The 14,637-nt window shown below is 54.3% G+C and carries 12 protein-coding genes; 5 read left to right on the top strand and 7 right to left on the bottom strand.

The annotated features are described in order from the left end of the window. Positions 1-30: 30 nt before the first annotated feature. A complete protein-coding gene (locus tag CA54_RS18270) occupies positions 31-273 on the bottom strand; it encodes a transposase (RefSeq protein WP_146372454.1) in 243 nt (80 codons plus the stop codon). A 328-nt stretch (positions 274-601) separates the two neighbouring features. Between CA54_RS18270 and CA54_RS18265 the strand changes: the two genes are divergently transcribed. From CA54_RS18265 to CA54_RS29455, 4 genes are all read left to right on the top strand, one after another. Further along, entirely contained in the window at positions 602-1,036 is a 435-nt protein-coding gene (locus CA54_RS18265) for a hypothetical protein (RefSeq protein WP_146372453.1), read from the top strand. Between the two features lie 423 nt (positions 1,037-1,459). Continuing rightward, positions 1,460-2,479, top strand: coding sequence for an RHS repeat-associated core domain-containing protein (locus tag CA54_RS18260; RefSeq protein WP_146372452.1), 1,020 nt, complete (start codon positions 1,460-1,462; stop codon positions 2,477-2,479). A gap of 10 nt (positions 2,480-2,489) precedes the next feature. Further along, positions 2,490-3,257 (top strand): hypothetical protein, encoded by a 768-nt coding sequence (locus CA54_RS18255; protein WP_146372451.1) that lies wholly within the window; start codon positions 2,490-2,492, stop codon positions 3,255-3,257. A 345-nt stretch (positions 3,258-3,602) separates the two neighbouring features. Then, a complete protein-coding gene (locus CA54_RS29455) occupies positions 3,603-4,073 on the top strand; it encodes an RHS repeat-associated core domain-containing protein (RefSeq protein WP_197532590.1) in 471 nt (156 codons plus the stop codon). 127 nt (positions 4,074-4,200) lie between these two features. On the opposite strand, the gene CA54_RS18245 is transcribed toward CA54_RS29455, so the two are convergent. From CA54_RS18245 to CA54_RS18220, 6 genes are all read right to left on the bottom strand, one after another. Further along, entirely contained in the window at positions 4,201-5,259 is a 1,059-nt protein-coding gene (locus tag CA54_RS18245) for an integrase core domain-containing protein (RefSeq protein WP_146372449.1), read from the bottom strand. A gap of 323 nt (positions 5,260-5,582) precedes the next feature. Beyond that, positions 5,583-6,068, bottom strand: a complete 486-nt coding sequence (locus CA54_RS30200; protein ID WP_146372448.1) for a carcinine hydrolase/isopenicillin-N N-acyltransferase family protein — start codon at positions 6,066-6,068, stop codon at positions 5,583-5,585. 173 nt (positions 6,069-6,241) lie between these two features. After that, positions 6,242-7,054, bottom strand: a complete 813-nt coding sequence (locus CA54_RS18235) for an amidohydrolase family protein (RefSeq protein ID WP_146372447.1) — start codon at positions 7,052-7,054, stop codon at positions 6,242-6,244. A gap of 429 nt (positions 7,055-7,483) precedes the next feature. Next, positions 7,484-8,908, bottom strand: a complete 1,425-nt coding sequence (locus tag CA54_RS18230) for a hypothetical protein (RefSeq protein WP_146372446.1) — start codon at positions 8,906-8,908, stop codon at positions 7,484-7,486. A gap of 266 nt (positions 8,909-9,174) precedes the next feature. Next, a complete protein-coding gene (locus tag CA54_RS18225; RefSeq protein WP_146372445.1) occupies positions 9,175-10,749 on the bottom strand; it encodes a hypothetical protein in 1,575 nt (524 codons plus the stop codon). Positions 10,750-11,085: 336 nt separating this feature from the next. Beyond that, positions 11,086-12,600: a DUF3604 domain-containing protein gene (locus tag CA54_RS18220; RefSeq protein ID WP_146372444.1), complete on the bottom strand. Its 1,515-nt coding sequence runs from the start codon at positions 12,598-12,600 to the stop codon at positions 11,086-11,088. Positions 12,601-13,242: 642 nt separating this feature from the next. Here CA54_RS18220 and CA54_RS18215 point away from each other — a divergent pair. Then, positions 13,243-13,740 carry a DUF2924 domain-containing protein gene (locus CA54_RS18215; protein ID WP_146372443.1) on the top strand — a complete coding sequence of 166 codons (498 nt, stop codon included), beginning with the start codon at positions 13,243-13,245 and terminating at the stop codon, positions 13,738-13,740. Positions 13,741-14,637: the final 897 nt, after the last annotated feature.

The raw sequence follows: 14,637 nt of genomic DNA, 5'->3' as shown, positions 1-14,637 counted from the left end.
GAGCGAGTTTTCACAATCCAATCCTACCCTTTACCAACCGCCGTGCTGATCATCAGTAGCTTGCACAACGACCGCCAGCACCATCCCTTCTGTGTCGACCACAATATGTCGTTTACCGCCGGGAATCTTTTTCCCCGCAGAAAAACCGCGGACATCGCTCGTCTTGACCGTTCGACTATCGATGACCGCAGCCGTCGGTAAGTGCTTTTCACCGGCAGTTATGCAGAATGAATTGTTTACGCAACGTATCGTGAATACGTTCCCATGTTGCATTGTTTCGCCGTCACAAAAACAGTATGTGCAAGGTCCGCCATTTGGAAAAATCATGTGGCAACAAACGCCACGCTCAACCAGTGCGATTGTTTTACAGAATCGCGTTGATGATTTTCGCCGAAAGACGGTTCGGGGCAGCCAGCATTTGCAAGCTGTCGGCAGATGTTTTTGAATCAATTACCATTGTTCGTCGGTCAGATCCGTGTCATACTTTGTGCGAGTCGTTGTAATTGGCACTATTCCCCCCTTGGTTGTTTCCGAAAAAGGAAACGCTACCTTTTTTCAATGATTCAGTCAATCGAAATATACGCTATGAGAGGAGGCATGAATGGCACATTCATACGTAGAGTTATCGGGCAATGATATTCTGGCCAAAGACAGTGACATTGAGTGGCTATGTGCGTTCTTATTCGAGGCCCATAAGGAGCACTCGGCTGGGAAGATGGAGAGCGATAAACTCGATAATCTCTTTGAGTACTGGACAACAGATGAGGCTTTTCCGGGACCTGGATGCACTGATCTACAGCTGGATGACTTTCTGGATGATTCGAAAACAAAAATGCAGCTCATATTGCTGCTTGATGAAGTCCATGCGAAGATCACAGCTTACGGGGAGTACATTCCTCCGGAAGAGATGAATAGACATGTTGGTCTTACTGAATACTCAGGTTACACGGCCAATAAACCTGTAGTACAAATGCTCGGTTTTTTAAAAAAATTTCGCGACTTAGTCGAACATTCTCTCGTAGACGATATGTTGTGAATGTTCAATAAAGTCAAATGAAATGCGTTTGCCGCGCAGTTCAATAAAAATGCCGGACGTTACTTGCACCTGCAAAGGAAGGACATTCGCGGGTGGTCCCAAAAGATTCTGCTTTCGGGACCACCCGCGGGAGAGGTTTACGGATAGCTTGCAACATCACAGCAAGACCACCCACCGCCTTCGTCGCCCCAGCGAGAATCGACCTAGCCCACCCGCGATGACAAGTTCGCCCGCCCTGCAGACAACGAGCCTCTGGACCCTGTTGTGACGTCCGGTGAGATGGAATGTGACTGAAGTCGATCCAGAGGTTCGTTTTCCCCACAGCATCACACGTATGACGTCCCCCCAACAACCAGCCCGCGCACGCTCCGCCCCAACACCCACGACAACCCCCACACCGTCCTCGACACAACAGCGGCGTTCGTGCAGCACTACGTCGACACCGCCTACGGCAGGGCGATCGGTTTCGTCGAAGCAGCCGCCCTGACAACCCGACTCTACAGCGGCGAAGCCTTCGACAGCCGCGTCGGCCTGCAATACCTGCGAGCCAGATGGTATGATCCGAATTCCGGCCGCTTCAACCGCCTCGACCCGTTCTCTGGCAATTTGCGCGATCCGCAGTCGCTTCACAAGTATCTGTACACGCACGGCGATCCGGTGAATGGGATTGATCCGACCGGGATGTTTTGGGGTGGCCTCGTAGGGTTGCTTACTACATTTGCTGTAGACGTGGGGATGAGAGCACATAATGCTGTTGTAACTGGCGGAGTCGGTTTCGAGGCATATGTTGCGATCTCACTGTTCGACGTATGGGCAGATTCACGAGCGGCTGTATTTGGTATTGACGAAAATGGTGAACCGGTTGGGCCCTATGCAAGGGCTCTCGCCGGCGCCTTCTTGTTTTTTGATGTCTTGCCTGGAGGGAAGATCTTAAAGAGACTTCGGCCGAAATATATTGACTTCCATCACCTTTGGGACCTTGTCAGCAATCAAGTCCGTCAGCACGATAACGTGACGGGAAAAGGAGCGGCTCGGGCCTTTGAATTTGCCGAAGATATTGTGGAAGGAAGTGTAGAATCATTTGGGGACGGTGTGCGAGGAGCCGACATTGTGGCCAAAGTGTGGAAACCCGGCCGTCGCGAATCAGTCGAACTAGCGCGCGAAGTGGCCTCCTATAATGGCACAGGAAATCCAAGGAAGCTTTACCAGGTTATTACTGAAGAAGCGGCCCAAGTGTTAGAGCACAATCCGAACGCCGAATATCAATCCGTGCTCATTCAACTTGGCAAACAGGCAGAGAGCGTTGCTAGTGTTGACTACTATCGAGAAAGGGCGGCGTCAGCAACTCATGACCTCATCCACCTATTTGACAAACCCATGAAACCCAATTTCCAGGTAATTATACTCGATTCCGCTGGTAACCAAATCTTTCCGTTTCATTAAGGACAATCGCGTGGGACTTCCTTATTCCAGTGTTACGTTTTCGTTGGCAGGTGAAATGACCGGTAGTACGTTCGCACACATAGTTGACCGAATAAGCTCCGGGTTTGTTCAGCCGCTTGTAATTCGCGCTGCGGTCCCGAACAGCCAATGTTTTGAGATCATTGACCCTTGGGGTGTCGACAAAGAGACCGATCATAATTACCAGACTCTCCGTGACTTCGAAGTTCCATATTCAAATCCCATTTATTCACGTTTTGTAGGTAGTGTTACAGAAAGCGTGTGGGAAAACCACAAAGACCACATTGTGACAGTATTGGATTCGTATATCGACATGGCGCGTGACTGTAAATCGTGGACGTGGCTTAAGTTGTGGGGGCCAACACACATTATTACAAGCATGGATGGCAAGGTTAGCGAATGTTGGGCGTTTCGAGAAAGGCATGAAGCGTCAGATTCATGGGGACATTTGATAGACGTCTCGATTGATTATGAGCCAGAAAGTGATTTGCCCATAATGGTGAACCTATTCATTCGTACTTTCGCCTTATCTTATTTTTCATCGACAATTGACCCCAATGTCGAGGACTGGACGAAAAAAGATGGCTTTGCGCGTTCGGTTGCCAAATCCTGTTGTAAATCACTAGCCGAGCGTATTGCACGCTCCATCGAAGGATTTCGACTAATTGATTGGGAATTCGAGAATAGCTCCAGAGTGGACTTAGTCGGGGAGTTGCCAAAATATTTATCCGAAAGGCTTGATGTGGGCCGCGCGGTCTAATAACAATGACGACCGCAGGGTGGCCCCCGAAAGATTCTGCTTTCGGGGCGGCGCACCCGCAAGAGAGATTTGCAAATAGCCAGCAACGTTACGGCAAGACCACCCACCGACTTCGTCGGCCCAGCGAGAATCGACCTGGGCCACCCGCGAGGACAGGTTCGCCCGCAATGCAGACAACGAGCCACTGGCCCCTGTGTTTCCCGTGAGCTGGAATGTAACGAAAGCCGCCCCAGAGCCTCGTGTCCCCCACCGCACCGCACACACCACGCTCACCCCAACCCCCAGCCCACTCACGCAACCCCACTGGAATGCCCCCGCACCGTCCTCGACACGACAGCGGCGTTTGTGCAGCACTACGCCTACACGGCGTACGGAATCGCCATCGGTTTCGACGAAGCCCAGGCATTGACGGCCCTGCTCTACAGCGGCGAAGCCTTCGACAGCCGCGTGGGCCTGCAATACCTACGGGCAAGATGGTATGATCCGAATTTCGGGCGATTTAATCGCCTCGACCCGTTCTCTGGCAATTTACGTGACCCGCAGTCGTTGCATAAGTATTTGTATACACATGGCGACCCGGTGAATGGGATTGACCCGACGGGGTTGATGACATACGGAGACGTGATGGGCGTCTTGACCGTGATGGGGACAGGATTTGCGATCGGCGTCAGCACAAATGGTTTAAGAAACGGCGCATTGGGGCTACCGGTCGAAGATGATTGGTGGAAGGCCGGAGTCAAAGGTGCGGTGTTTTTGCCCGCGCGGTTCAAAAACTATGACGGACGAAAGTCAAACGACGAAAAGAAGTTCGTGTGAAAATCGCATAGTAAAACTGTCGGCGAAAATGATGGTAACAGCCGACAAAGGCGATTTCAAATCGGATGCTTTCCGGGAACGTGCGCACGGAGAACGCAAACGTCGAGAACGGAAGCGACTAAAAACCTCACGCGGCGCGTTCGTACCACTGAATCAGTCCGCCGAGACGTTCGCGGCGAACGATCTGATCGAGTACGATCCTATTGTTCTCCGCGGGCGGATCTGCGCATGACGGCGGTAGGTGCCCGCAAGCCGAATGGGCTCGCTGATTGTTGTAATAGCCAACGTATTCACGGACGAGGTAGTTGAGGTGCTGTTCGCCAAACACCAGAAAGTTGTCCAGGCATTCTTGCTTGATGCTCTGAATGACCCGTTCGCAGCGCGAATTCAAGTTTGGGCTTTGTATCGGCAGAACCTTGACCTTTACCCCTTCGGCTTTGAGCACATCGTCGAACTGTACCGTGAATTTCGTGTCGCGGTCACGGATGAGGCAGGCCGGTTTGTCGTCGCCATCCGAGGTGTGCATCAAAAAGTTGCGTGCCTGCTGCGTCACCCACGCGGAATCGGGATGCGCCATGGAGTTGCTGACGAAGATCTCGCGGGTCTCAACGTTGATGAAGACCAACAGGAAATAGTTCATGATTCCCCGCGGCGTGATGACGCGCTGTGTGAAAAAGTCACAGGCCCAGAGCGTCTTGGCGTGGATCTTGATGAACTGTTCCCACGAACCTTGGGACCGTTTCGGCGACGTATCGATCCCCTCCTCTTTGAGGATGTTGCGAACCGTTTGCCGGCAGATACGGTTGATGCCGAGCCGCCGCAATTCGCCGAGGATGCGTGTGTAACCGACACCGGTCTCACGAGCGATCTTACGGACCAACTCACGCAATACTTGCCGTTTGCGGGGGCGTCCCGGCTTGGCCGGCTTGTAGCCACGTCGCTCTTCCCGGACCCAGCGATGGAATGTGCTGGGCGTGACGATGCTGATCAACCGGTCAATGTCCTTGCCGAGCGGTTTGCCGAATTTCAGCAACCGGGCGCGCTCCTCTGGCTTGGTGTGGATTTCGCCGGGGATGCGTGCGCGAAGGATCGACAGTTCTTCCTTCAAGTATTGGACGTGTTTGGCCAATCTGTGTTCAGAGGCATTGGCGATCAGCAGCAACAGCGGGTGAAACAGCCGGGACATCCTGTGCCTGTCTGTGATTGCGATAACGTGTTGTCGAAGCGAGAGATAGCATTGTTTTTGTACCCCGCTGGGATACGTGTCGCAACATGTCGGCGCCGAAAACTGGGGGTGTCGAACGCTGAAAAACCTCTCTTTGTCGCGCAAGCTGTTAACCAATGGGGCAAAGGTTTTGGCACTTCCCTCCGGTTAACACAAAGAGAGACATTTCTGTTAACCAAAAATCGCGCGCGCGACATTCGATTTTGTCGCGCAAAGCCGATTTCGCGTCGCCTCCCCTGCCCCGCTCACGCCATAACGTGCGATCGTTTCATGCCTTAGGGCGGTTAACAGCCCCAATATCTCTTTGTGCAAAGAGACATTTGGTTCGAAGAGGGTTTTGAACGGGGAGGAGTTCGCCCCGTTGCCTTTCCGGGGTAGACGAGAATGGGTCGTGTCGACTTCATTGCTCGTACGCCTGCAAAGGTCATCATGGCGGCCTTCTCCTTCATGATTTTCAAACCTAACTCCAAGCGTTGGTGGGTGAAACCATACGAGCCTCCGCCAGAACTGGCATTCATCTTAAACGTAACCGGTGCGCCTTTGTGGAGTGCATGGTTGGAGTGAACCGCGTAATTCCCTTCGTATACATCGACAGTCTTTGCGTTGTCTTCCCAGGTCTCGACGGAAACCGCCATTTCCCGATCGCACAACATATAGTTCATGGCGGTGCCTGCGTGAATGCCTCTCAGGTATTCGATCGCTTCGTTGCGATCGCGGCATTCCAGAATTCTGCGAACGTTGAACGAGACCGGTAATCGGCAGGCGCTCATTCCGGTGTTGCCACCGAACTGCCAACTCAGCGGGCGGCGCGTAGGGGATTGAAGCGGCGAAGTGAAGCAATCGTGATCGAGTCGTTCGCGGTGTTGCGTGATTAGGGTTCGGCCCTAATTTGAAACACTTTTCTCACCAGCCGGGTTCGTAGACCTCTTTGCCGCCAGGCCCTTCAATCTGGTAAAACTAGGTTCAAATCAAGGAGCCGCAGGGCGTTGTCGCGGAAGATCATTTGTTTGGCGTCGTCCGGTAGGTCTGCGTGGTCGATGCGGGCGCGTTGCATCGGGGCAAAGTAGAGTGGCGTATCCGTGCCGTAAAGGATCTGGTCGGGACCGACTTCACCGACCGCCCATTCAATCAGATTGGGCAGAATGCTGTTGGAGCTGGATGTGTCAGCATAGATGTTACCGTGGCGGGATTGGCTGATCGCCCGGATTTGATGTGTCCGGTCCCCGTCGTAGCCGCAGCCAATATGGGCCAGGATCAAAGTCACTTCTGGGAATTCGTTGGCCAGCGGCAAAAAATCCGCGGGCAGGCTGTTCTCTTCTCCGCTATGGGTGAGTACCACCGCTTTGTGGGCTGCGGCGAATTCGAAAATGCGTCTTCCATGCTCGCGAATGGGATAGAGGTGCTCTTCGGGATGAATCTTAATGCCGACGCAATGCGGCAGCGGCAACATCTGCTCCGCCTGTTCAAATGTAGCAGGGTTGGAGGGGTCGATGATGACCCATTGTCTGAGGCCGGGCGTTGCCGGGACGATTCGGGCAGCTTCGCTGTTTCCTGCAACCGCATCACTCTCGCCGCGCGGCATCAATCCCAATAGCGGCGAGACGATTGTGATTTCGGTGCCGCACTGCTTCGCCCGCCGCACCACTGTGGCAGCATCGCCCGAGGCAAAGGCATTGCTCAGCGCGCTGTTGTTAGCGCGAAAAAATTTGCCGTAGTGGGCGTGGACGTCGATGGCTGAGATGTCACTGTCTGTCATCGGACCTGCTCGGGGAAAAGTTTGCGTTTTTTACCGTCGAGAATCAGACATAGTACGAGGAAAAGTGTGAAGGCTGAGTTTCCCAATGCGACTTGTCGCGATCGGAACTTGGAACAATTTTATGTTCGCGGGTTAGTCAAAGCCAAGTCGGTGAGTTTGTTGCAAGCGTTGGCTCACAATTTTCAACGGACGTTGGCATTGCGAAGGAAAGCTGGACTGGCATTGTTTGTAATGCGGAAGGAATGAGTGCCAGCGGGCCGCAAGCCCGCGCTCGTTACCTAAAGCGGCGGGCGGAAGCCCGAGAAAAGGAGCAATGTAGCGGGAAAGAATTCCACCGACGCCGCGAAGGAACCTAATCCAGTTCGAAACGGTAGTTAAGCGGGACAAAATCACAACCTGACAGTGGAGCCTACGTTGCTCTTATTCAATCTAATTCGATACTGGCTTCGCAATGTCAAACGTAAAGAGCTGAGCGCTGGTGAGTTCGAAGCGAATGCGGACTTCCGAGAGGGGGGCTTTGCCGAGAATTCTTCCTTTCCAAGTGATTCGTTTTGCGTATCCGGAAGTGGTGACGGCGTCGCAGTCTTCGAGTGCGAATCCCTCAAGCACGTGGTTGCCGTCATCCCGGAGTTCGGCTCGGAGGACGCCATTATTTTTCGAGATGATCGCGTTGACGGTAAGATCATCGTCCTGCTGACGTGGGAATGGTCGTGTTAGCACATAACCGGATTTGTCGCCCGACGGACGAAGACCAACGAGCCGGTCGCGTTGTGCGGTCGCCAGCCCGATCGCGTGCTGATTGCGCGTCTCATGGTGGGATGCCTTAGCCCCGCTGTAGTAGAAGCGCATTTCGTTCTCGACAACTACTGGTTCGTCGGCGGTGATTACCATGCCGTGATCCCACGAACCACTCGGTCCGCGTTCGAGGAACACGGGATGTGTGGGGATCTGGTTCCAGTGTTCTCCGTCACTGCTCCAGGCAATCTCTCCGTGCATGAACCCCGGGCCTCGATCATAGACCTTGATGATTCCCCAAAAGAGATCTCCGCGCCGGAACACAGTCATCCCGTAGAACTCTGGTGGCTCCGTCTCAGTTGGGACGAGGATGGTTCGCTCATGCGTCCAGTTTTTAAGGTCCGAACTCGTCTGCATCGAGACGCGCCGTTTGTGGTCACCGGCGTATGCACGCGGTCGACAGAACAATAGCCATCGATCTCGAACTTCGTCATACGCGAAGTTGTTGTGCGTGTCGCTGTGATACGCAATCTCGGGTGTTTCATCGAGAAATGTGAATGTCTTGCCATTCTCGGAGGTCGACGCGAACACGCCTCCCTTCTGATTATGAATGGCAAGAAATTGTCCCGGGTACTTGTCGGGACGCGGGTTTATGCAGACGTCGATCGCTTGGGTTTTGTCAGTGCCGAGTCGGATGCAATTGTTCTTGGGGTTGGGCTCGCCTTTGAACACACCCAGTGCGGGTTTCCGCCAATGAATGCCATCGTCCGACTCTGCATAACAGACGTTGTACGAGAACGGCAGTTTGTTGAAGTAATTGTGGCTGTTCCAGACGCTGTACCACATCCGGTACAGCGAGGCTTCTGGATCGTGGAGGACTGAGCCATTCAGATACGGCCCCGATCCTTCCCATTCGTGCTCCTTAACGATGAGCGGTTCGTCGCTGTGTTTTTGGAGTGGCACGATGAATCGCTCTGAGAGCCAGCGATCTTCCGTGACTCGTTCGTCGCAGAGGAAATAGGGGCCCTTCACTGCCTGAACGCGATAGCTGTCGTCAGAACGAGTTGTGTTGAGCCCGAACAGGCAGATAACCGCTGCGATCGCGAATCGATGTTTCATTTTGTGTTGGCCGGTTCGGTGTTCGATGGGTTGTTGAAGTCGCTTGGCCGTGTTCTTGGCTTTCGATCACAGATCCTAGCAGGAACGCTGCACGGTCTCAACAAGCGTGGTCCTGACCTGCCCCCACGGACGGCATCACTCTTTATGTTAGTGTCAGCCTATCATTCTTCTTGAGGGGATTCTCCCTCGGCAAGCTCTGTTTGGCCGTTTCTGACCAGGGCTGGATCGCCTCGCGTGCTGGCAGCCCGCGTCACACCAGCCGCAAATCAATTCTCTGCCGTATCAATCTTTTTGAATTGAAAAGCGTACAGGCTGGCGTTTGTCATGTGAAATCGCATACGCACCGTGCGCCCGGCTAGAGCACTCAAGTCGGGATTACGCTTCCAGACTACCGGCATGCGCACGGAATTGCGCGCAATTGGAATGGCCTCATCCTTTCCAAATCCTTTGATTGGCTCTCTGTTCTCATCGAGCAACTCGACTCGGACCGATCCACCACCGGCAGCATCGACATTGAGTTCCAAGTGATTTCCCTGAAAACGCAGTGGTGGCGTCGTAAAACGGCCGGGACGATAACCGGCGTCAACCGAGACGAAACCATCCAGCCGCAAGACGGCACGACCGATTCCAGACAGTTCTCTTCCTGCCAGCGGGTCGATCTTGCTGATACGAGAGTGGTCTCGGTTCGAAGCGACATAGTAGATCCAAAGCTCGTCCCCCATGCGAATCGGATTCGGCATCGCCCAGATGAACCGCGAGTCATATCGTCCTTCCGGTCCAAGGCTTAAAAACGGTCGCCGCCCGCCAACACGCTCAAATTGCTCCGCGTCTCTGCTGACCGCCAGTTGCACGTCAATCGTCGCCGGGCCCAATCCCGCTTCTCCCCAGTCCATCCAGTGCCAGTACGATTGCGTGAACATTAGATAGGCCTGGTCCGCCTCCTCGTACTTGAAGACAGCGCCCCCATAGAAATCTGCGGGAGGCCTTCCGGATACACCGGAACGCGGGTGAATGCTCCAGTCCCGATCGTCCGGCACCATGATCGGCTTCTCGTTCTCCCACGTGACTAAATCGTCGGACTCCAGTCGCCGTACCGTACGGTAGCGTTTGTTTAAATCCAGATTCTTCTCCCAGAAGCGCGTGAAAAACAGGTAGCGTCCGACACTCGGTTCCCAGAAAATGATGTTTTGCGTGTCGATATGGCCAACTTTCGGCTCGGCGAAAAGATTCCAGTGAATGCCGTCCGGCGAACTGTGCATCTCCAATTTCTCCCGCTGGCCCGGGGGATACACCTTGGTCTGCGTCTTGTAGCGGTGCTCCGGCGGGGCTTTGGGATCCACCCAAACCGCGGCACCTGCAATGCGCGGCCCGGGCAGCACAATGTTGTTTGCCTTCGACCCATCGACTTCGTGCAGGCCGAGTTCCGGCTTCGTAAAATGGATCCCGTCCTTGGATTCCGCATAGAGGACGCGGATTTCCGGGCTGCCAACTCCCCGCCCCATGCCGTACCAAACACGGACACGACCGTCCTGCTTGAGAACGCAACTGTAGAGGCTGATTCGCTGTTCGCTGCCTTTGGGATCCATTTCCCAGGGACGGTCTGGTTTGATGAGGATCTGACCATCGCGATAAGGTTTATGCATGGTGAGACGGACGTGGTTTTGTGAATCGAGAAACAATCCGTCTAGAAATATCTGCTTCTTGGCACCGACATCGACAACATTCGGCTGCTTCAATTCCGCATTAACTACACACGGAAAAAACGCAACCGCAGCCAGAAAAACCACTAAATATTTTTGTCCCATCGCGTCACGGCAGGCTGATAAGCATGTTCGTCGCATTCGGTGCCTCAATTGAGTTGAGTTTGGTCGATATGAGTTAATTCAGTCAGTATTCGTAGTTTCAAGCCGGTTCGACGAGAAATAATCTTTCCGACCGTTTTCTTTGTCCTGCACACATCACAGTTCAGATGTTTCCCATCGGAACTCGACTTCGTTTCACCAAGAAGAAATCAATCGACCAAATCGCCGATGGAGGTCAACAGGTACACGGCTGCGACATTTCCGGTAATGGATGGTGTTGCAACACATCACCCATCCATATCCGCACAGACATGTGGCTGAACACTATCCTCAGTTTCATCGATTCTACAGCCCCTTCGTCAATAAGAAGCGCTGTTAGCGCAGAAACACCGGTGACGTCCATGCCCATTGATCGTTGCGCTGGCGTATACGCAGGTAGTAGCTCGAATCGCCATCACGTTCGTCGACCCATTCTCCGGCCCAACGCCATTCGTGCTCGAGCGGAGCTCGGTGAAATCGCCATGCAGCGGAATCGATGCTGCCCAGGTGTCCCGTGCGAGCACCTGCGGTAAGCGCTTCAATCGGCCATTCCACGTAGTTTCCGTTCAAGACAGCCTTAACAACAGCCGTGCGCGGGACTGCGACCAGCAGACACAAACCCTGCATGGCCGGAGTTGAGTTATTCGGATTGCCGGATGTTCGTGTTTGAAACACAACGGAGCGCTCAGACGCCTCCACGACACGGCTGTGGAAACAGGTATCCACTTCGGTGGCTTCCGTCGGCGACACGACCTCGAAGCCCCGGAAACGCGGCTCGACGGAAGTGATGGTTCCGTCGCTGATTCCGAATTCAATCAGCCAGTCGGTGGATTTGTGTCGCACTCCCCAGCCAACTTCGAGAAACAGCTTTGTTCGAATCGTGTCGGCGGCTAACGAGCTGTCGATCTCATACTGTGAAAATCGCCGCACCAGTTGTCCATCGCGAAGGATGTCCACACAGTCGATAGCGGCTCCGGCTTCGACGTCGAAAGCGACTTTCCGTTTTTGACTTGCGGACGTAACCGCACCCATGGGGGCGTCGTTGACAGTAAAGCGAACGTCCATCTTGTCGCCCGTGAGCGCATACATGCGACGATTCGTCAACGCGTCCCAGATGCCGTCACGCGTCAGTTGCTCTGCCCAGACGCCGGTGAGCCCGTGGCCATAGCTGCCGGGATGGGCACTGTGATGGTCGGTACCGCCTGAGAATCCGAAAACCAGGCCACGCTCGAGCCCTCTTTGGATGGTACTCTCAAAGTCGCTGGGGCCCATGGAATGCAGAAACGGACGGGTGTTTTCATTCGATTCGGAGCAACCGTGCATCGACAGCATTTCAACAAACGGGGCGAACCCGTCGCTGAACGAACCCCAGTCGATACCGCGCGTACCGGTCCGATATCCAACGTGGTGCGGCTGTGCAATTGAATCGATGCCCTGTTCACGCAATCGACGCAGCTGTGCATGAAGGTCATCGAGATCAGTCGGATACAGTATCTCGCCGGACAGATCGCGGTAGACGATGTTTCGGTCGCCGGTCGCCGTGAAGTGCACTTCAAATCCCGGAAACACGACAAACGAACCTTGCTGATCGAAGGAACGCAGGGTTTCCATCATCTCATTCCAGCCGGCCTTGAGTTTCGCAAAACCTTTCTCATGGAAGTCGATGATGTATTGAATCTCCTCATCAGGCTCAGGCATGTCCGGCCAGTGCGCGTGTCCCGTCACACTCACAAAGTCCAGCCGCTGCCGAGCATTGTTGAGTGCGTCTTCGAGCGAACCGTGCGCGTATGAAATGCCACAATGATTGTGGATATCGCCGAAGAATGTCTGATAACGGGCGTAACTGTTCATTGCAGAGTTTGAATTGGGGTGGCGAGTGGTGCTGTGTGTCACAACATTCTGGACATTTCTGCGCGAGTTCTCGCCACTCTGGGCGTTCCATGATCAGGCTGAAAAGGTTTTCCTCACCTTGCCGATCAGCATGAACCCGGAGAGCATATCGTAGCCGCGCGGTGCGGCACCCGCAATTTGCTCACGGTCCCACGGCCTATCTGTCCGAAGAAACGTTGCTTTGACGCGTCGTCAATTCGGTCTGATTCGTCCGCGATCTCAATTTCTGTGTCAGTTTGCTCGGCACGACGTTGGGATGTTGATGCATCGCGGTTCGTCACATCCAACCACCACCGGGTAGTTCTCCAAGTAGAGCCCGTCGATCGGGCTGTTGCGGTTGGACTGTCGTCTTGCCGCTCTTCTACACAATCCCCTGGAGACACTATGCCCCGGCACAACGGTACTTGTCCAGATCCCGATGACTTTCGCCCCGAACTCGCACGCATCTTCGCCGCCGCCATTCTCAGACTCAGCACCCGTGCGGCACTATCTGGCGAAATTTCACAAACCAATTCCCCGACATGCCTTGAGGTTCCTCCAGAAACCGTGCTCAGTGACCACCACGGTTAACGGTTTTTGAGAACTCCAGACAAGGAGAAACGCATGTCGTTGAGCATTGGTCAAGAAGTTGCCACACTGAGAAAGATGACCGTCAAGGAGCTCCGTGTGAAATACGCGGAACTCTTCGATGACGAAACCCGCACAGGTAACAAGGCTTGGCTGATCAAGCGGATCGCTTGGCGAATGCAGGCTCAGGCGGAAGGCGGCTTGTCGAAGCGCGCCCGCCAGCGGGCGGACGAATTGGCGAATGAAGCCGATCTGCGAATGTCACCGCCGAAGTTGACGCCGGAATCCCCGTCGCCGTCAGAGTTGACCACCACATCCACAGTGACGTTCTCCCGCGATCAGCGTCTGCCGTTGCCAGGGACGGTGCTGACCCGCGAGTACAAAGGACAAACCGTACAAGTCCGTGTCTTGGAACATGGTTTTGAGCACGATGGCCAAGTCTACCGATCTTTGATTGCTGTGGCCAAAGCAATCACCGGCACGCATACCAACGGTTACCTCTTCTTTCGGTTGCGAAAGGAGGCGCGCCGATGACCAACATAGCTACACGCTCCAACGGTGCCCGCAGCCAACCCGCCACAGTGGTTCGTTGTGCGATCTACACGCGCAAGTCCACCGAGGAAGGACTAACCTCGCAAATTGGGCACGTAACCTCGCTTTTGGAGCCCATAACCTCGCACTTTCAGACCGTAACCTCGCATGCCTTTTGAAGGGGCATAAGGACTTACGGCGATTTTGCGAGGTTACGCCCCGATTTCTCTCCCTTCGCATGTGCGCAGGCGCGCACGCGCAGGAACAAAAACCGCGCACATAAAAGTAGCGGGAAAATAACCCGCATAACCTCGTAACCTCGCAACGACAGAAATCAACATGAATGTGACGTCCACAAACCTCCACCCATCGCGGCAACCATTCAGAAGTGACGAGCCACCCGAAAAGTGGCGGACGCAACCCTCCCGTGGCCAAGCGTTCGCCCACGGCGAAGGATCTAACTCTGGATGTAGCGACGGTCCTGCTTCACCACCCTCCATAACACGCGGGCAAGAGTTGCGTCACGTGGCAAATGCGGACATCCCGCACGGAGGAATGACGAAGTGAACCATGAAATCAATGTGCAACAAGTAACCGTCAACGCGATCGACCTGGGAGATGTCGTCATTCTTGTCGACCGGCACGGACGCCCGCTGTCCAGCAAGAAGCGACTGTCGGATCTCGAAGGCGTTCTTGACTCCCCCGTACTCCGAGCGTGGGAATGGCGATTGGCTGTCCAACGCATGAAGAGCCAATTGTCCAGGCGATCCGGTAGGCGCCGAATGACTCCCTGGAAGAGAAAAGTGCAAAGCCTAGCCGCATCACTCCGATTGCGGCGTCGATTCTCTCCCACCAAAGCCCGTGGGAGACAGCGATTCCAGTGCTACTCAACCCGTACCT

The organism is Symmachiella macrocystis (genome assembly GCF_007860075.1).
Classification (GTDB): Bacteria; Planctomycetota; Planctomycetia; order Planctomycetales; family Planctomycetaceae; genus Symmachiella; species Symmachiella macrocystis.
The sequence above is the reverse complement of the archived record's forward strand: the minus strand, read 5'-3'. Positions and strand labels throughout refer to the sequence as shown.